The organism is Ancylobacter moscoviensis (genome assembly GCF_007559435.1).
GTDB lineage: Bacteria > Pseudomonadota > Alphaproteobacteria > Rhizobiales > Xanthobacteraceae > Ancylobacter > Ancylobacter moscoviensis.
In genome coordinates, this window is sequence record NZ_VMBP01000003.1 from 83,796 (window position 1) to 100,662 (window position 16,867).

At 67.5% G+C, this 16,867-nt stretch carries 17 protein-coding genes; 3 read left to right on the top strand and 14 right to left on the bottom strand.

Translation table 11 applies throughout. The features are described 5' to 3' along the window. Positions 1 to 176 precede the first annotated feature (176 nt). Complete coding sequence (gene parE / locus FO470_RS10500; RefSeq protein WP_144342917.1) at positions 177 to 2,222, top strand: DNA topoisomerase IV subunit B; 2,046 nt, start codon at positions 177 to 179, stop codon at positions 2,220 to 2,222. 24 nt (positions 2,223 to 2,246) lie between these two features. On the opposite strand, the gene FO470_RS10505 is transcribed toward parE, so the two are convergent. From FO470_RS10505 to greA, 3 genes are all read right to left on the bottom strand, one after another. Next, a complete protein-coding gene (locus tag FO470_RS10505) occupies positions 2,247 to 4,025 on the bottom strand; it encodes a glycosyltransferase family 2 protein (protein WP_144342918.1) in 1,779 nt (592 codons plus the stop codon). A gap of 69 nt (positions 4,026 to 4,094) precedes the next feature. After that, positions 4,095 to 4,727 carry a LysE family translocator gene (locus FO470_RS10510; protein ID WP_144342919.1) on the bottom strand — a complete coding sequence of 211 codons (633 nt, stop codon included), beginning with the start codon at positions 4,725 to 4,727 and terminating at the stop codon, positions 4,095 to 4,097. Positions 4,728 to 4,733: 6 nt separating this feature from the next. Further along, positions 4,734 to 5,210, bottom strand: coding sequence for a transcription elongation factor GreA (gene greA, locus FO470_RS10515; RefSeq protein ID WP_144342920.1), 477 nt, complete (start codon positions 5,208 to 5,210; stop codon positions 4,734 to 4,736). Between the two features lie 218 nt (positions 5,211 to 5,428). On the opposite strand from greA, the gene FO470_RS10520 reads away from it, so the two are divergent. Continuing rightward, complete coding sequence (locus tag FO470_RS10520; protein ID WP_144342921.1) at positions 5,429 to 6,949, top strand: DEAD/DEAH box helicase; 1,521 nt, start codon at positions 5,429 to 5,431, stop codon at positions 6,947 to 6,949. On the opposite strand, the gene FO470_RS10525 is transcribed toward FO470_RS10520, so the two are convergent. From FO470_RS10525 to FO470_RS10570, 10 genes are all read right to left on the bottom strand, one after another. Further along, the gene (locus FO470_RS10525; RefSeq protein ID WP_144342922.1) at positions 6,936 to 7,145 is read right to left on the bottom strand and encodes a hypothetical protein; all 210 of its coding nucleotides are present in this window, start codon (positions 7,143 to 7,145) and stop codon (positions 6,936 to 6,938) included. The genes FO470_RS10520 and FO470_RS10525 overlap by 14 nt on opposite strands. A 52-nt stretch (positions 7,146 to 7,197) precedes the next feature. Continuing rightward, positions 7,198 to 7,563, bottom strand: coding sequence for a TfoX/Sxy family protein (locus tag FO470_RS10530; protein ID WP_144342923.1), 366 nt, complete (start codon positions 7,561 to 7,563; stop codon positions 7,198 to 7,200). A gap of 18 nt (positions 7,564 to 7,581) precedes the next feature. Then, on the bottom strand, positions 7,582 to 7,968 hold the full coding sequence (sufA, locus tag FO470_RS10535) for a Fe-S cluster assembly scaffold SufA (protein WP_186291923.1): 387 nt from the start codon (positions 7,966 to 7,968) through the stop codon (positions 7,582 to 7,584). Positions 7,969 to 8,104: 136 nt separating this feature from the next. After that, positions 8,105 to 8,545 carry a VOC family protein gene (locus tag FO470_RS10540; protein ID WP_144342924.1) on the bottom strand — a complete coding sequence of 147 codons (441 nt, stop codon included), beginning with the start codon at positions 8,543 to 8,545 and terminating at the stop codon, positions 8,105 to 8,107. A 7-nt stretch (positions 8,546 to 8,552) separates the two neighbouring features. Further along, positions 8,553 to 8,927, bottom strand: coding sequence for an SUF system Fe-S cluster assembly protein (locus FO470_RS10545; protein ID WP_144342925.1), 375 nt, complete (start codon positions 8,925 to 8,927; stop codon positions 8,553 to 8,555). After that, positions 8,924 to 10,171 (bottom strand): cysteine desulfurase, encoded by a 1,248-nt coding sequence (locus FO470_RS10550; RefSeq protein WP_144343259.1) that lies wholly within the window; start codon positions 10,169 to 10,171, stop codon positions 8,924 to 8,926. The genes FO470_RS10545 and FO470_RS10550 overlap by 4 nt, the downstream gene beginning before the upstream one ends. 142 nt (positions 10,172 to 10,313) lie before the next feature. Further along, positions 10,314 to 11,627, bottom strand: coding sequence for a Fe-S cluster assembly protein SufD (gene sufD / locus FO470_RS10555; protein ID WP_144342926.1), 1,314 nt, complete (start codon positions 11,625 to 11,627; stop codon positions 10,314 to 10,316). 10 nt (positions 11,628 to 11,637) lie between these two features. Next, positions 11,638 to 12,396 carry a Fe-S cluster assembly ATPase SufC gene (sufC, locus tag FO470_RS10560; RefSeq protein ID WP_186291939.1) on the bottom strand — a complete coding sequence of 253 codons (759 nt, stop codon included), beginning with the start codon at positions 12,394 to 12,396 and terminating at the stop codon, positions 11,638 to 11,640. A gap of 135 nt (positions 12,397 to 12,531) precedes the next feature. Then, entirely contained in the window at positions 12,532 to 14,007 is a 1,476-nt protein-coding gene (gene sufB / locus FO470_RS10565) for a Fe-S cluster assembly protein SufB (protein WP_144342928.1), read from the bottom strand. A 121-nt stretch (positions 14,008 to 14,128) separates the two neighbouring features. Further along, positions 14,129 to 15,298 carry a cysteine desulfurase family protein gene (locus FO470_RS10570; RefSeq protein WP_144342929.1) on the bottom strand — a complete coding sequence of 390 codons (1,170 nt, stop codon included), beginning with the start codon at positions 15,296 to 15,298 and terminating at the stop codon, positions 14,129 to 14,131. Between the two features lie 339 nt (positions 15,299 to 15,637). Between FO470_RS10570 and FO470_RS10575 the strand changes: the two genes are divergently transcribed. Beyond that, positions 15,638 to 16,303, top strand: a complete 666-nt coding sequence (locus FO470_RS10575) for an alpha/beta hydrolase (RefSeq protein WP_144342930.1) — start codon at positions 15,638 to 15,640, stop codon at positions 16,301 to 16,303. Positions 16,304 to 16,394: 91 nt separating this feature from the next. On the opposite strand, the gene FO470_RS10580 is transcribed toward FO470_RS10575, so the two are convergent. Beyond that, positions 16,395 to 16,763: a hypothetical protein gene (locus tag FO470_RS10580; RefSeq protein ID WP_144342931.1), complete on the bottom strand. Its 369-nt coding sequence runs from the start codon at positions 16,761 to 16,763 to the stop codon at positions 16,395 to 16,397. Between the last annotated feature and the right edge of the window lie 104 nt (positions 16,764 to 16,867).

Sequence of the window (16,867 nt, forward strand, 5' to 3'; positions counted from 1 at the left end):
TGCGCCATTACACCTTATGCATGTCCGGCGGAAGACGGCCGCACATGCACAAACGCATGATGCCCCTGCATCGCCGCCCCGCTATGTTCACGGAGCGTTCCGGTTTAGGCTGACGCCTGCCATAGTGCTATGGACATCGAATCATTTTCCAAGAGATCCGAGCCAAACCCTCGCCCATGTCGAATTCCGACGACCTCTTCGCCGCCGCTCCTTCCCCGCGTCCGGCCCGTCCGGCCGCCAAGCCCTCCGCGCCTGCGGGACGGGGCGAGGCGACGCCCGGCGAGAACGGCTACACCGCTGCGCATATCGAGGTGCTGGAAGGGCTGGAGCCGGTGCGGCGCCGGCCGGGCATGTATATCGGCGGCACGGACGAGAAGGCGCTGCACCACCTCTTCGCCGAGGTGATCGACAATTCGATGGACGAGGCCGTCGCCGGCCATGCCAGCTTCATCGAGGTGGAGCTGACGGAAGACGGCTTCCTCACCGTGACCGACAACGGCCGCGGCATCCCGATCGAGGAACACCCGAAATACCCCGGCAAGTCGGCGCTCGAGGTCATCCTCACCACGCTGCACGCCGGCGGCAAGTTCGACAGCAAGGTCTACGAGACCTCGGGCGGCCTGCACGGCGTCGGCGTCTCGGTGGTCAACGCGCTCTCCGACGTGCTGGAGGTCGAGATCGCGCGGGGCCAGACGCTCTACCGCCAGACCTATTCGCGCGGCCTGCCGCAGGGGCCCATCGTGGAAGTCGGCCGGGTGCTGAACCGGCGCGGCACCCGCGTGCGCTTCCACCCCGACGCGCAGATCTTCGGCGAGGGCGCGCATTTCAAGCCGGCCCGCGTGTTCAAGATGGCGCGCTCGAAGGCCTATCTTTTCGGCGGGGTGGAAATCCGTTGGAGCTGCGACGCTTCGCTCGTCGCCGGCACCGAGATTCCGGAGAAGGCGACCTTCCGCTTTCCGGGCGGCCTGAAGGACTACCTCGCCGCCGATATCGCGGGCCACACGCTGGTCCATCCCGACATCTTCGCCGGCAAGACCTCACGTCCCGGCGGCCACGGCTCCGCCGAATGGGCGGTAGCGTGGCTGGGCGACGCCGACGGCTCGATCTCCTCCTATTGCAACACCATCCCCACCGCCGAGGGCGGCACCCATGAGGCGGGGCTGCGTTCGGTGCTGCTGAAGGGCCTGCGCGACCATGCCGAGCGCACCGGCAGCACCAAGCGCGCGGCGATCGTCACCACCGATGACATCATGGCCGGCTGCGCCGCCATGCTCTCGGTCTTCGTGCGCGAGCCGGAATTCCAGGGGCAGACCAAGGAAAAGCTCGCCACCGCCGAGGCGACGCGCATCGTCGAGACCGCCCTGCGCGATCCCTTCGACCACTGGCTCGCCGGCAACCCGGCACAGGCCAACCGCCTGCTGGACTGGGTGGTGGAGCGCGCCGAGGAGCGCCTGCGCCGCCGGCAGGAGAAGGAGATTTCCCGCAAGACCGCCGTGCGCAAGCTGCGCCTGCCCGGCAAGCTGGCGGATTGCTCCAACAATTCCGCCGCCGGTTCGGAACTGTTCATCGTCGAGGGCGACTCGGCCGGCGGTTCGGCCAAGCAGGCGCGCGAGCGGCAGACGCAAGCCGTGCTGCCGCTGCGCGGCAAGATCCTCAACGTCGCCAGCGCCGGCCGCGACAAGCTCGCCCAGAACCAGCAGATCGGCGACCTGGTCCAGGCGCTGGGCGCGGGTACCGGCGGCCAGTACCGCGAGGAAGACCTGCGCTACGAGCGCGTGATCATCATGACGGATGCCGACGTGGACGGCGCCCACATCGCCTCGCTGCTGGTCACCTTCTTCTTCCGCCAGATGCCGAAGCTGATCGAGAACGGCCACCTGTTCCTCGCCGTGCCGCCGCTCTACCGCCTGAGCCAGGGCGCCAAGACGCTCTATGCGAAAGACGAGGCGCACCGGGACAAGCTGCTGGCGACGGAGTTCTCCTCCCGCGGCAAGGTGGAGATCGGCCGCTTCAAGGGCCTCGGCGAGATGATGCCGGCGCAGCTCAAGGAAACCACCATGAGCCCGAAGACGCGCACCCTGCTGCGCGTCACCATCGAGGAGGCGGAGCGCGCCGCCACCGCCGACATCGTCGAGCGGCTGATGGGCAACAAGCCGGAGAGCCGCTTCGCCTTCATTTCCGAGCGGGCGGCCTTCGCCGACGAGGAACTGCTGGATATCTGAGGCAGGGACGCTGCCCGCCCCCGTTCAGCTGGACGGGGCCTGTGCGTAGTGCCGGTCGAGTATGGCCTGGATCTGCGCCTTGTAGCGCTCACGCGCGACGATCTTGGCGACCTCGCGCACCTGACGGCCACTGCTGAGCTTCATCTCCTCCGTCGCCCCGCTCCAGACCCCCTGCGGGTGCTGGCGATAGACGCTCATCGGCTGGTTCAGGTAGCCGATGGCGCCGAAGCGGTCGAGGTAGAAGGCGAGCCCCATCTCGCTCAGCCGGTGCCGGAACAGCACGTTGGGCAGCGCCTTCATCAGGTCGCTGCGGAACATGCAGCTGGACAGGTTAGCGATGAGGTTCAGGCTCGGATCGGCGAGGAAATCGGCGGCGTCCAGCTTGTTCTTGCGCAGGCGATCCTGCCGCTCCAGCGTCGAGTGCCGCCACTTGCCGGGCGTCTTCACCTCGATCTTGGAGAACACCATCGAGCAATCGGGATTGGCATCGAGGAACGCCACCTGCTTGGCGATCTTGTCGCGGTCGCTCCAGTAGTCGTCCCCCTCCAGAACGGCGAGATAGGCGCCGCCGGCCGACGCGAAGCCTCGGCGGAAATTGCCGGAGATGCCGCGATTGACGCCGTCGCCGATCGAACGCATCCGCCATTTGTGCTTTTCGCAGTAGTCGCGGACGATGTCAGCGGTGCCGTCGGTCGAACCGTCATCGGCGACCACGATGTCATGATAGAAATCGCCGCGCTGCGCCAGCACGCTCTCCATCGCCTCGGCGATGAAATTCGCCTGATTGTAGCAGACGATCAGGCTGGTCACAGTCGGGCAGACATTGTAGCGCCGCAGCACGCGAACCATCGGCAGGGAGACGGGCTCGCGGTCGGTGATGCGGCCAAGCCCACCCGCGTTTCGGTCCCGATAGGTCATCAGCACCTCGCCGACATAGACCGGCGGGTAGCGGTGCACGTATTTGAGGATCAGGTCCCAGTCGACCAGCCGGCGCAGGCTGATGTCGAAGCCGCCAAGCTCGGTGAAGCAGGTGGCGTGGTGGATGAAGACCCCGAGGTCGATATAGTTGCTGCGCCGCAGCTCCTCGAGATCGAAGGGCCGCCCGACGGCGCGCGGCACGCTCTCCTGCAGGAAGCGCGCGTAGAAGGTCAGCGTGCCGTCATGCACCACGATGCGGCGGGCGAAGGCATCGAGGAAGCGCGGCGACACCACATTGTCGGAATCGACATAGGCGATCCAGGGATTGCGCGCCGCCAGCAGCCCGGCGTTGCGGGCGGCCGACACGCCGAGATTGCGCGAAAAGCGGATGTAGACGATGCGCCCTTCCGCCAGCTCGGCGGCATAGCGCTCGCGCACGAGGTCCTCGGTGCCATCGGTGGAGCCGTCGTCGACGATGATCAGCTCGAATTTGCGATGCGTCTGGGCGAGGATGGAACGGATCGCGTCGTCGATGATGCCGGCGCGGTTGAAGCTCGCGAGGATGACCGAGAAGGCGACCTCGTCGGCCGCCGTGTCGGTCCACTCCAGCGCCCGGATGGCGCGTCCCTCGTCTCGCCCCCAGCGGGCATAGTGCAGCAGCGGATTGACGCCGGCCTCCGCCACGTCGGGGTGAGCGGAAAGGTAGAACGAGCCGTCGAAGTAGGGCGACGGATGGTGGCCTTCGCGCCAGCCGCTCAGGAGATAGTGTTCAAGAGGACGCGCACGCGATCCCGCGACATCAGGATGTTCCTCCAGATACCAGGCGGTATCGAACAACCCTGTCTGCTCGACGCACTCGACATCATCGCTCTTCGGTCGGCTCATTCGCGCGTCGTACCTTGGCTCACCCCTGTCCGGCAAACCCAAACCTAGCGGAAGCCGCTGAATAGAGCGTCAACGTCGCTCAAAGGCAATACGCGCGGCAAGCGCCAGGAACACCACACCAGTGAAACGCTGGAAGAGGGCAGCAATGCGCCGGCGGCTCCACAACCATCCGCCGATCGTGCCCGCGAAACCACCGACGAGGCTGTTGATCACCGTGCCGCCGATGTTCAGCACCGTGCCCAGCAGCATGAACTGGACGAAGGTGCTGCCGCGCGCCGGATCGACGAATTGTGGCAGGAACGCCAGGACGAAAATCGCGACCTTGGGGTTCAGCAGGCTCACCAGCACCGCTTCGCGCCACGCCCGCGCGGCGGAGCGGACGGGCTGCGCCGCATCGGGCGCCGGCAGCGTCGCCGAGCCGCGAAACGCCTGGAAGGCGAGGAAGACGAGATAGGCGACGCCCGCCCAGCGTATCGCCTCGAAGGCGCCGGGGTGGGTCGCGATGAGCGCCGCCAGCCCGACCGCCGCCGCCAGCGTGTGCAGGAACACGCCCGTCGCGATGCCGAAACTCGCCGCGACACCGGCCCGCGCGCCCGAGCGCATGCCCTGGCCGAGGCAGAACAGCATGTCGTTGCCGGGCGTGAGGTTGAGCGCCAGTGCCGCCGGGGCGAAGACGAGAAGGGTCTCGAAGGGGATGAGCATCGGCGCTCAGAAGGCCTCGGGCTGCGGATCCACGGCGACGATCTCCATCGTGCCGCCGGGAAGGCTCACCTCGTCGCCGGTCCACTTGCCCATGAGGGCGCGCGCCACCGGCGAGACCCAGGCGATGCGCCCTTCCTTCGGGTCGGCCTCGTCCTCCCCGACGATGCGGAAGCGGCGCTGCCGGCCATTCCCGTCCTCGAGCGTCACCGCCATGCCGAAGGTAACGGCCTCGCCGTCCTGCGGCGGGTCGACCGGCTCGGCATTGGCCCGCCGCGCCGACCAGTAGCGCAACTCCCGCGAGGCCTGCGCGACGCCGTCGCGGTCTCCCCGCGCGCCGGCGGCGGCGAGCGCCTCGCGCTGGCGCGCGGCCTCGGCTTCGATCAGCGCCAGACCGCGCCGGGTGACGAGATTCCGGTTCGCGCTGACGGGCCGCTCGGGCAGCGTATCGGCGCCGCTGTCTTCCTTCACGAATGCCCGGCTCATCGCGCGACCTGCCTTCCTGCACCGCTTACCGGGCCGGAATGCACCGTGGAACCCTTGAAAGCGGCGAAACTCGTTGACTTTGCGGGCGTTGCGCCTATGGTGCAACGCGTCGTCCGATCATATCCGACCGATGCGCGCCGCGCGACGACGAAGCAGCCATCCCCGGTCACGGCTCGTGGGAATTGGCCAGCGGTGCGTGGCCGTAGAATTGACCCCAGATGCCTTTTAACGAACTGGGCCTGAGCGACAAGGTGCTCTCGGCCGTCGCCGATGCAGGTTACACCGAGCCGACGCCGATCCAGGCGCAGGCGATTCCGCACGTGCTCGCCCGCCGCGATGTACTGGGCCTGGCGCAGACCGGCACCGGCAAAACCGCGGCCTTCACGCTGCCGATGCTCACCTTGCTGGAGCAGGGTCGCGCCAGGGCGCGCATGCCGCGCACGCTGATCCTCGAACCGACGCGCGAACTCGCCGCGCAGGTCGAAGAGAACTTCGTCAAGTACGGCAAGAATCACAAGCTGAACGTCGCCCTGCTGATCGGCGGCGTCTCCTTCGGGGATCAGGACGCCAAGCTGCTGCGCGGCGTCGACGTTCTGATCGCCACGCCGGGCCGCCTGCTCGATCACGTCGAGCGCGGGCGCCTGCTGCTCTCCGGCATCGAGATCCTCGTCATCGACGAGGCCGACCGCATGCTGGACATGGGCTTCATCCCGGACATCGAGCGCGTCTGCAAGCTGGTGCCGTTCACCCGGCAGACGCTGTTCTTCTCGGCCACCATGCCGCCGGAAATCCAGCGGCTGGTCTCGCAGTTCCTGTCGAACCCTGTGCAGATCGAGGCCTCGCGCCCGTCCTCCACCGCCTCGACCATCACCCAACTCCTCGTCGCCTCCGGCAAGGAGGACTACGAGAAGCGCGAGACGCTGCGCACGCTCATCAACGGTTCCGAGAACCTGCAGAACGGCATCATCTTCTGCAACCGCAAGCGCGACGTCGCGGTTGTGCACAAGTCGCTGCAGCGTCACGGCTTCAAGGTGGTGGCCCTGCATGGCGACATGGATCAGCGCTCGCGCATGCAGGCGCTCGACGCCTTCCGCACCGGCGAGGCGAACCTGCTGGTCGCCTCGGACGTGGCCGCGCGCGGCCTCGACATTCCCGCGGTGAGCCACGTCTTCAACTACGACACCCCGCACCACGCGGAGGACTACGTCCACCGCATCGGCCGCACGGGCCGCGCCGGCCGCGCGGGTGTCGCCTACACGATCGTCACCCCCTCCGATTCCAAGTCGCTGGCCGCCATCGAAAAGCTGATCGGCCGCGCCATCGACTGGAAGGAAGGCTCCTCGCTCGACACCCTGCCCGCCTCCGAGCCGCGTTCGCGCGGCGGTCGCGACAAGGAAAAGCGCGGCGGCAGGGAAGAACGCCGTGGCGCCCGTCCCGCGCGTCGCCGCGACGGTGCCGAGAGGGTTGCCGTCGTCGACGAGCCCGAGGAAGCCGTCGTGGCCGCGCCGGCCGCCGTCCCGGCGGCGAAGCCGGCACGGCGCCGCAAGGATGCCGAGCCCTCTCAGGGCACCACCGCGAATCCGCGCGAGCGCAAGGAGAAGGCCCCGCCGGCACCGCCCCGCGCGCCGGTTACGCCTCTCACCCACCGCCGCAGCGAGCGCGCGCCGGTGGACGAGCCGGCGGATACCTCGCACCTGCCGGCCTTCCTGCTGCGCCCGGTGAAGATCAAGGCAGGCTGAGCAGCCCGCCAGCCTCCGGCGCGCCGCGAGCCGGCGCGCCCGTTTGCCAGCCCCGGCAGCCCAGGCCCGGTGACGCCTCCGCTTCCGCCCGAAATCGCGACCACAGCCGCGCCGCCACCCACCCGCGGGCGATGAGCAGCGTCAGCGCGTGGAGGCCGTGAAGGACGAAGAGGTTCCTGAGTTCTTCCAGATTCATGCCGTCGCTCCATGGATTGTTCTTCCATGGCAACGACGAAAGTCCGCCGGATTCAGCGTGGACGCGGGCTCCGGGAGCTTCTGCGCCGCTCCGGCGGCTTTGACGCAGCCGCCGCGAGCGCGACGCGCAGCGCGCGGCCGGCGAGTTCGGCCGCCGCGTCGGCATCGTCGAGCGCCGCCTCGGGCAGCGACCAGAAACCAAGAGCGACACGCTTGCCGCTCCGCTCATAGGTGAACGCCTCCGCGCCCTCGCCTTCAAGCGTGCGCGCGAATTCGGCATCGGCTTTCAGATAGATACGCTCGCCGACGAAGACGCCGAACATAACGCCCTCGGCGTACAGGCCATACCCACCGAACATGCGCCGGCAGCGAACCGGGCGGAAGGCGGCGAAGATGTCGGCAATCGCCGCCTCGTCCATCGCGGCGCCCTCCGGCGATCAGGCGCCCGCGCCGGTGGTTTCCTGCTGGACAGGGGTGATGGCGACCGACTCGCCGCAGCCGCAGGCCGAAGTCTGGTTCGGGTTGTTGAACACGAACTGGGCGGAGAGCTTGTCGGCCTTGAAGTCCATCTCGGTACCGAGGAGATAGAGGATCGCCTTAGGATCGATCAGGACCTTCACGCCCTTGTCCTCGATGACCTCGTCGAAGCGGCCCGCCTCCTCGGCGAATTCCATCGTGTATTCCATGCCCGCGCAGCCGCCGTTCTTGACGCCGACGCGCAGCCCCACGAGCGGCTTCTCGGACCGCGCCATCACCGAGCGCACGCGCTCGGCGGCCGCTTCGGTCAGCGTCATTACGGGAGGACGGGAACGCATTTCGGCCATATCAGCTCTCCTAATCGGCGCCGGTTCAAGGCCGGCGGATCGGTGCTTCTAAAATGGGGCAGAGCACCGCCCGACACAAGATCATGCGGCGCGGATCAGCCATCGCGGTGGCGAGCAGGCATGTGGCCGAAGAACCTCAATAATTCGGCCAGAGCCCCGGCGTCGCCAGTTCGACCAGATTACCGTCCGGATCGCGGAAATAGAGGCTGACCCCGCCACCCTTCCATTCCACGCGGCTTTCAATCGCCACGCCCCGCTTTTCAAGATGGACGGTCCATTGCTCCAGCGAGTCCTCGGCGATCGCCAGCGCGTAATGCAGCGGACCATGGCCGTCATGCGGGGGAATGATCCCGCCGGGCATCCGCACCGGCTCCAGCGTCGCGCCGCGCAGGAACAGCAGCAGCACGCTGCCGGGCGCAACGCCATAGGCGCAGAAGCGCGCATCGGCGATCATCGGCGTCAGGCCGAACACGTTCTCGTAGAAGGAGCGGGCGCGGGCGAGGTCGTCGACATAGAGGCCGGCCTCCAGCACACCGGAGAGGGGCGGTGCACTCGTGCCCTCGCTCCCCGCCGTCATGCCCGGCTCACCAGAGGTTCAGCGCGAGACGGGCTTCCTCCGACATCCGGCCCTGATCCCAGGGCGGGTCGAAGGTGAGGTTGACGGTGACGCCGGAGACGCCGCCCACACTCGCCACCGCGCCTTCCACCATGCCCGGCAGCTCGGCCGCCGAGGGGCAGTTCGGCGTGGTCAGCGTCATCTCCACGGCGACCTGCCTGTCGTCGGCGATGTCGACCTTATAGATCAGCCCGAGCTCGTAGATGTCGACCGGGATTTCCGGATCGTAGACGGTCTTGAGCGCCGCGACGATGTCGTCGGTCAGGCGCTCCAGCTCTTCCGCCGGGATCGCGGAATCGATCGCGGGAGCGTTCGGGCCTTCAGAGGTCTGGGTTTCGCTCATGCGAAGAGGTCCTGAGCCTTGATGAGGGCGTCGGCGAGAGCGTCGACTTCCTCATGCGTGTTGTAGAGCGCGAACGACGCCCGGCACGTCGCCGTCACACCATATCGCGCCAGAAGCGGCATCGCGCAATGGGTGCCGGCGCGAACGGCGACGCCGGCGCGGTCGATGATGGTCGCGATGTCGTGAGGATGGGCGCCCTTCACGTCAAAGGCGAAGATCGCCCCCTTGCCCGGCGCATCGCCATAGATCTGCACCGAATTGATCTGCGACAGGCGCTGCCGGGCATAGGCGCCGAGCGAGGCCTCGTGGGCGGCGATGCGCTCGCGGCCGAGACTTTCCATGTAGACGAGCGCCTCGCCGAGGCCGATCGCCTGCACGATGGGCGGCGTGCCGGCCTCGAAGCGGTGCGGCGGCTCGCCATAGGTCACGCCGTCCTCGGTGACGGTGCGGATCATCTCGCCGCCGCCTTCATAGGGCGGCAGCGTCTCCAGCAGGGCGCGCCGGCCATAGAGCACGCCGATGCCGGTCGGCCCGTAGAGCTTGTGGCCGGTGATGCCGTAGAAATCGACGCCGAGGTCCTGCACGTCGACCGGCATGTGCACGGCCGCCTGCGCCCCGTCGACCACGACCACCGCGCCGGCCTCATGGGCGAGACGGGCGATCTCCTTCACCGGCGTCACCGTGCCGAGCACGTTGGACATGTGGGTGACGGCGACGATCTTCGTGCGCTCGGTGAGCACCCCCTTGAAGGCTTCGAGGTCGAAGGAGCCGTCCTCCGTCACCGGTACCCACTTGATCACAGCGCCCTTGCGCTCGCGCAGATAGTTCCACGGCACGATGTTGGAGTGGTGCTCCATGATCGAGAGGATGATCTCGTCACCCTCCTTGATCGACTGTCCCAGCGAGGAGGCGACGAGGTTGATGGCGCCGGTGACCGAGCGGGTGAAGATCACCTCCTCCAGCGTCGGCGCGTTGAGGAAGGCGCGGCAGCGCTCGCGGGCCTGCTCATAGGCCTCCGTCATCGCGTTGGCGAGGAAATGCAGGCCGCGATGGACGTTGGAATATTCGTTCTCATAGGCGAAGCGCATGCGGTCCAGCACCTGCACCGGCTTCTGCGCCGAGGCGGCGTTGTCGAGATAGACCAGCTTCTTGCCGTAGACCTGCTTGGACAGGATCGGGAAATCCTGCCGCACGCCGGCGACGTCGTAGGTGCCGTTGGCAACGGCGGGATGGATGGTGGTCATGGCTTCACCCGTCACGGACGGCGCCTTCGGTGCGCCGTCATGCCCGGGCTCGGCCCGGGCATCCACGCCTCACGCGTGGAAGGAAGACGTGGATGGCCGGGCCAGGCCCGGCCATGACGATCCTAATGCGGCCCCGCCGCGATCACCCGCGCGCCTTGAGCCAGGCTTCCGCCCGCTCGACCAGCGCCTCGCGCAGCCCCTCGTGCTCGACGGTCTCCACCGCCTCGCCGACGAAAGCCTGCACGAGGAGGCTCTGTGCCTCCTTGAGCGGAATGCCGCGGGCGCGAAGATAGAACAGCAGCTCCTCGTCGATGTCGCCGCAGGTGGCGCCGTGGCCGCACTGCACGTCGTCGGCGAAGATCTCCAGCTCCGGCTTGTTGTCCATCTCGGCGTCCTCGCCGAGGACCAGCGCGCGGCTCATCATCCGCCCGTCGGTCTTCTGCGCCGCCTGCCGGACGACGATCTTGCCCTGGAACACGCCGCGCGCGCTGTCGTCGAGCACGGTCTTGAACAGCTCCCGGCTCTCGCAGCCCGGCACCTGATGATCGACGAACAGCGTCGAATCCGCGTGTTGGCGGCCCTTCAGCAGCGAGGCGCCGTTGAAGCCGACCTGGCTGCTTTCACCCGACAGCGTGGCGTAAAGCGAGGTGCGGGCGACGCCGGCACCGAGGCCAAAGGTGAAGGCATGGACCTGCGCCTCACGGCCGACATCGAACAGCAGGGTAGCGAGATGGAAGGCGCTGGCACCGTCCTCCTGCAGCCGCACCACGTCGAGATGCGCCTCGTCGCCGACCACGAACTCGGTCGCGGCATTGGCCTGATAGGCGACCGCCTCCGGCCCCTCGAAGCTCTCGACATAGGTGAGCTTCGCGCCGGCGCCGACCACGACCAGCGAGCGGGCATAGCTCGCTGCGGCGGCATCGCCGGCGAAGACGTGGGCGACATGGATCGGACGCTCGATGGTCACGCCCGGCGCCACGGTGAGGACGACGCCGTCCCTGGCCAGCGCGGTGTTGAGCGCCAGCGCGGCGTCGTAGCGGCCCGGCAGGATGCCGCCGACGCGGCTCAGCACCTCGTCGCCGGACGCGATGGCGGCGGCGAGCGTGGTGACCGTCAGCCCCTCTTCGAGGCCGGCGAGGTCGGAAAGCTCGGGCACCACGGCGCCATTGGCGACGACGATACGGCGGGCCTCGACCTCGCGCAGCAGCCTGGCGCGGGCGTCCGCCTCGGCGACGGCGGCGGTGCCGGCGACCGGGGTCGCCTCGCGCATCAGCGTGCGCAGGTCGGTGTACTTCCATTCCTCGACCCGCCGGTGCGGCAGGCCGTTTTCCTCGAAGCTGCGAGCAGCGGCGCGGCGCAGATCGGCGAGGCGGTCGGTGCCGGCCGGCAGACCGCCGAGTTCGGCGATCAGCGCCTGCTCGGCCGGGGTGCGGATGGGACGTATCTCAGCGTTCATCGCCCCCTCCTCACGCCGCGTCCTGCTGGTACTCGGCATAGCCATTGGCTTCCAGCTCCAGCGCCAGCTCCTTGCCGCCCGAACGGACGATGCGGCCCTTGTGCATGACATGCACGAAGTCCGGCACGATGTGGTTCAGCAGGCGCTGATAGTGAGTGATGACGATCATCGCGCGGTCGGGCGAACGCAGGGCGTTGACACCTTCCGAGACGATCTTGAGCGCATCGATGTCCAGGCCGGAATCGGTCTCGTCGAGGATGCAGAGCTTGGGCTCCAGAATGGCCATCTGGAGAATTTCGGCGCGCTTCTTCTCGCCGCCGGAGAAGCCGACATTGACGCCGCGCTTCAGCATGTCCTGGCTGATGCCGAGATGGCCGGCCTTGTCCTTCACCAGACGCAGGAAGTCCGGCGTGGAGATCTCCTCCTCGCCGCGCTTCTTGCGCTGCGCGTTCAGCGCCGAGCGCAGGAAGGTCATGGTGGCGACGCCGGGCACCTCGACCGGGTACTGGAAGGCGAGGAACACGCCCTTCGCGGCGCGCTCGTCGATCTCCATCTCCAGGAGGTCCTCGCCGTCGAGCGTGACCGAACCGTCGGTGACCTCGTAGTCTTCCTTGCCGGCGAGGATGTAGGAAAGCGTCGACTTGCCGGAGCCGTTCGGCCCCATGATGGCGTGCACCTCGCCGGGGTTCACCTTCAGCGACAGCCCCTTGAGGATCTCCTTGCCGTGTTCGCCGTCGATCTTGGCGTGGAGATTGTCGATTTCGAGCATGGCCATTTCATCTGTTCCGTTGTCTTGAACCCGATCCGTGGATGGCCGGATCAAATGCGGCCATGACGAATGCGAGGGTTCTGAAAAATCCGGCGTCATGCCCGGGCCTGCCCCGGGCATCCACGACTTGGAGCGTCAGCCCACCGAGCCTTCCAGGCTCACCGCGATCAGCTTCTGCGCCTCGACCGCGAACTCCATCGGCAGCTGTTGCAGCACGTCTTTGACGAAGCCGTTGACGATCAGCGCCGTCGCCTCCTCGGGATCGAGGCCGCGCTGGCGGCAGTAGAAGAGCTGGTCGTCGGAGATCTTCGAGGTCGTCGCCTCATGCTCGAACTGCGCGGAGGAGTTCTTCGACTCGATATAGGGCACGGTATGCGCACCACACTTGTCGCCGATGAGCAGGCTGTCGCAATTGGTGAAGTTGCGCGCACCGGTCGCCTTGCGATGCGCCGAGACGAGACCGCGATAGGTGTTGTCGGAGTGACCGGCGGCGATGCCCTTGGAGATGATGCGGCTCGACGTGTTCTTGCCGAGGTGGATCATCTTGGTGCCGCTGTCGACCTGCTGGCGGCCGTTCGAGATGGCGATCGAGTAGAACTCGCCCTGCGAATTGTCACCGCGCAGGATGCAGCTCGGGTACTTCCAGGTGATGGCCGAGCCGGTCTCCACCTGCGTCCAGGAGATCTTGGAGCGGTCGCCGCGACAATCGCCGCGCTTGGTGACGAAGTTGAAGATGCCGCCCTTGCCGTCCTTGTCGCCGGGGTACCAGTTCTGCACCGTCGAATACTTGATCTCGGCGTCGGCCAGCGCCACCAGCTCGACCACGGCGGCGTGGAGCTGGTTCTCGTCGCGCATCGGCGCCGTGCAGCCTTCGAGATAGCTCACATAGGCGCCTTCGTCGGCGATGATGAGCGTGCGCTCGAACTGGCCGGTGTTGCGCTCGTTGATGCGGAAATAGGTCGACAGCTCCATCGGGCAGCGCACGCCCTTGGGCACGTAGACGAAGGAGCCGTCGGAGAACACCGCCGAGTTCAGCGTGGCGAAGAAATTGTCCGTCACCGGAACGACCGAGCCGAGATACTTCCTCACCAGCTCAGGGTACTCGCGGATGGCCTCGGAGATCGGCATGAAGATCACGCCGGCCTTGGCGAGCTCCTCCTTGAAGGTAGTCGCCACCGAGACGCTGTCGAACACCGCGTCGACCGCCACCTTGGCGCCACCGCTCTCGATGCCGAGCAGCGCGTCGCGCTCGCGCAGCGGGATGCCGAGCTTCTCATAAGTCGCGAGGATCTCCGGGTCGATGTCGTCGATCGACTTCGGCCCTTCCTTCCGCTTCGGCGCGGAATAGTAATAGAGTTCCTGGTAGGCGATCGGCGGATAGCTCACCCGCGCCCAGTCCGGCTCGCGCATGGTCTGCCAGCGACGGAACGCCTCGAGCCGCCACTCCAGCATCCATTCCGGCTCTTCCTTCTTGGCCGAAATGAAGCGGACCGTGTCCTCGCTCAGGCCTTTCGGCGCCTTCTCGGATTCGATCTCGGTGAAGAACCCGTACTTGTACTGATCGACATCGATGGAGCGGACCTGGTCCACTGTCTCCTGTACGGCCGGCATCGTCTCATCTCCTCTCCCACGCGGGGTCAAGGCCCACGGGTCAGGTCAACATTCACATGCGGACACCGTGCGCCCGATGCCCGCCTGCGTCTTCGTGTGCCGCGCGAGCGCGGCCCTTTCCTCACGCCGCGGCGCGGCGGCGTAAAAGTCCCGGCACCACCCGGCGGAACACGCCGATGGTCCGGTCGACATCCTCTTCCCCGCTCGACCAGCCGAAGGACAGGCGGATCGCCGAACGCGCGATGCGCTCGGGCACGCCCATCGCCTCCAGCACATGCGAGGCGGCAACCTTGCCCGACGAGCAGGCCGCGCCGGCACTCGCCGCCACACCGGCGAGATCGAGCGCGATGACCACGGTTTCGGCCGGCACGCCCGGGAGCGCAAGGCACGACGTGTTCGGCAGGCGGTCGACATCGCCGACGAGCAGGACGAGCTCGGGAAACTCGCACCTTAGAGCGCTTTCAAGCCGTTCGCGCAAGGCATGGATGCGCATCGCATCCGCTTCCGCACAGGCCGCGGCACGCTCTGCCGCCGCCCCGAAGGCGGCGATGGCGGGCACGTTCTCGCTGCCCGCGCGCCGGCCGCGCTCCTGCCCTCCGCCGGCGAAGACCGGCGCGGGCCGCAGATCGGGATCGGCGGTGATCAGCGCCCCCGCCCCCGGAGCCCCGCCGAGCTTGTGCGCGGACACCGACATGAGGTCGACGCCGAGATCGGAGATCGAGACCGGCATGCGCCCGGCGACCTGCACCGCATCGGTATGGACGAGCGCTCCATGGGCATGGGCGCGCCGGGCCACCTCCGCGACCGGCTGAACGACGCCGGTCTCGTTGTTCGCCAGCATCACCGAGACCAGGGCGCGACGCCCCTCGCCCGCATGACGCTCCAGTGCCGCGTCGAGCGCGTCGAGCAGCACGCGCCCGCGAGCGTCGACCGACAGCACCTCGACCCGATCGGCGGGAAAGCGGTGGCCGCGCAGCACGGCGGCGTGCTCGACAGCGCTGACGAGCAGCACGTCGAAGGTCAGCGCTTCCTCGCCGCGCTGGTAGTCCGGGGTGAGCGCCAGCGTGTCGGCCTCGGTCCCGCCGGCGGTGAAGATCACGCCGCGCGGGTCGGCCCCGACCAGAGCCGCCACCCGCCGCCGGGCCGTGTCGATCGTCGAGCGTGTCGCGCGCCCTTCGCCGTGCACGGACGAACCGTTGCCCGTCGCGTCGAGCGCGTCGAGCAGCGCGGCCCGCGCTTCCGGGCGGACCGGCGAGGTCGCGTTATGATCGAGATAGGTGCGTTCGCTCATCTTCCTGCGGCTCGAAATGCCAGATCCGCTCCCTATATAGGAAAGCGTCGCCAAGTCTGCCCGCCTCTTCCGCGAGATGCTTGCAAATTCAAGCGGCCTCCGGCATAGCTTGGCGTCCCGTCTTCTGCGAAGGAGTGCCGGTCGCGCTGGTTGAACGCGATGCGACCGCAACCCAACGTAGAATATTAGAATTATTCTAATAAGTTAGGGCTCCAACCCTATGTCGTCAAGGCGCAGGCGGTAAGGCTGCCACCCCCGGGGACCCACGCCGGACGCAGGTTCAGCGTCCCCTCCTGACGGACTTCGCCTTCCCCCGCCGCATTCAAGGTCACGAACTTCATGCCTGAGGTCATTTTTACCGGTGAGAAGGGGCGGCTGGAAGGCCGCTACCAGCCGGCCAAGACGCGCCACGCGCCCATCGCGATCATCCTGCACCCGCACCCGCAATTCGGCGGCACGATGAACAATCCGGTGGTCTACAACCTCTACTACCAGTTCGTGAACCGGGGCTTCTCGACGCTGCGCTTCAACTTCCGCGGCGTCGGCCGCAGCCAAGGCGCGTTCGACCATGGCCAGGGAGAGCTGGCGGACGCCGCCGCGGCGCTCGACTGGGCGCAGTCGATCAACCCGGACGCGCGCGCCTGCTGGATCGCCGGCTTCTCCTTCGGCGCCTGGATCGGCATGCAGTTGCTGATGCGCCGCCCGGAGGTGGAGGGCTTCATCTCCATCGCCGCCCCGGCGAACCTCTACGACTTCTCCTTCCTCGCGCCCTGCCCGTCCTCCGGCCTGTTCGTGCATGGCGACAAGGACGCGGTCGTGCCCTTCTCGGCCGTTACCGGCCTGGTCGAGAAGCTCAAGACGCAGAAGGGCATCGTGATCGACCAGCAGACCGTGCCGGGCGCCAACCACTTCTTCGACGGCAAGACCGAGGAACTGATGGAGGTCGTGGGCGCCTATCTCGACAAGCGCCTGCCGGAAACCGCCAAGAAGACCAGCGCGGCGTGAGCCCGGCCTGAGCTTTCCCTCCGGTCCCGACAAACGAAAAAGCCCGACGCTGCGAGCGCCGGGCTTTTTTCTTGGGGGGAGAGAAGACCGATCAGTTGAGCACGAGCCGCGCCGGCTCGGTGACGGTCACGACATCGCCGCGACGGGCGATCTCGACCGTGCGGGTCACGCCTTCCATGCCGCCGGGCACGGAGAAGCTCACCGCCTGCTCCGGCTGCAAGGTGGCGGCGACACGCACCGGCGCGCCATCGGCGACACTGAGCGTGGCGACGACATGGTAGCCGTCGTTCTCGGTCGTGTAGTAAGCGACGCCGTTCACATAACCGAGCTGAATCTTCTGGGCGGTGGCCGGACGCAGGCCGGCCGGCTTGTCGGCCGCACGCACCGGGGCGATGACGGCGACGGCGATGAGACCGCCGGCGACGGCAAGCGGCAGAATATCGCGAATGAGGCTGCGCATCTCGAAGCTCCAAAGTTCTGTCCAGGCGTGTTGATAGGAAGCTGCCTGCCTGGCGAGCCGGACTTCCGGGAGCCCTCAATCTACGCAGAATATTGTGCAGCGCA

What these genes read in the sequence shown, in the direction of transcription:
- parE (WP_144342917.1), top strand. Translation starts at nt 177, where the DNA reads ATGTCGAATTCCGACGACCTCTTCGCCGCCGCTCCTTCCCCGCGTCCG.
- FO470_RS10505 (WP_144342918.1), bottom strand. Translation starts at nt 4,025, where the DNA reads ATGAGCCGACCGAAGAGCGATGATGTCGAGTGCGTCGAGCAGACAGGG.
- FO470_RS10510 (WP_144342919.1), bottom strand. Translation starts at nt 4,727, where the DNA reads ATGCTCATCCCCTTCGAGACCCTTCTCGTCTTCGCCCCGGCGGCACTG.
- greA (WP_144342920.1), bottom strand. Translation starts at nt 5,210, where the DNA reads ATGAGCCGGGCATTCGTGAAGGAAGACAGCGGCGCCGATACGCTGCCC.
- FO470_RS10520 (WP_144342921.1), top strand. Translation starts at nt 5,429, where the DNA reads ATGCCTTTTAACGAACTGGGCCTGAGCGACAAGGTGCTCTCGGCCGTC.
- FO470_RS10525 (WP_144342922.1), bottom strand. Translation starts at nt 7,145, where the DNA reads ATGAATCTGGAAGAACTCAGGAACCTCTTCGTCCTTCACGGCCTCCAC.
- FO470_RS10530 (WP_144342923.1), bottom strand. Translation starts at nt 7,563, where the DNA reads ATGGACGAGGCGGCGATTGCCGACATCTTCGCCGCCTTCCGCCCGGTT.
- sufA (WP_186291923.1), bottom strand. Translation starts at nt 7,968, where the DNA reads ATGGCCGAAATGCGTTCCCGTCCTCCCGTAATGACGCTGACCGAAGCG.
- FO470_RS10540 (WP_144342924.1), bottom strand. Translation starts at nt 8,545, where the DNA reads ATGACGGCGGGGAGCGAGGGCACGAGTGCACCGCCCCTCTCCGGTGTG.
- FO470_RS10545 (WP_144342925.1), bottom strand. Translation starts at nt 8,927, where the DNA reads ATGAGCGAAACCCAGACCTCTGAAGGCCCGAACGCTCCCGCGATCGAT.
- FO470_RS10550 (WP_144343259.1), bottom strand. Translation starts at nt 10,171, where the DNA reads ATGACCACCATCCATCCCGCCGTTGCCAACGGCACCTACGACGTCGCC.
- sufD (WP_144342926.1), bottom strand. Translation starts at nt 11,627, where the DNA reads ATGAACGCTGAGATACGTCCCATCCGCACCCCGGCCGAGCAGGCGCTG.
- sufC (WP_186291939.1), bottom strand. Translation starts at nt 12,396, where the DNA reads ATGCTCGAAATCGACAATCTCCACGCCAAGATCGACGGCGAACACGGC.
- sufB (WP_144342928.1), bottom strand. Translation starts at nt 14,007, where the DNA reads ATGCCGGCCGTACAGGAGACAGTGGACCAGGTCCGCTCCATCGATGTC.
- FO470_RS10570 (WP_144342929.1), bottom strand. Translation starts at nt 15,298, where the DNA reads ATGAGCGAACGCACCTATCTCGATCATAACGCGACCTCGCCGGTCCGC.
- FO470_RS10575 (WP_144342930.1), top strand. Translation starts at nt 15,638, where the DNA reads ATGCCTGAGGTCATTTTTACCGGTGAGAAGGGGCGGCTGGAAGGCCGC.
- FO470_RS10580 (WP_144342931.1), bottom strand. Translation starts at nt 16,763, where the DNA reads ATGCGCAGCCTCATTCGCGATATTCTGCCGCTTGCCGTCGCCGGCGGT.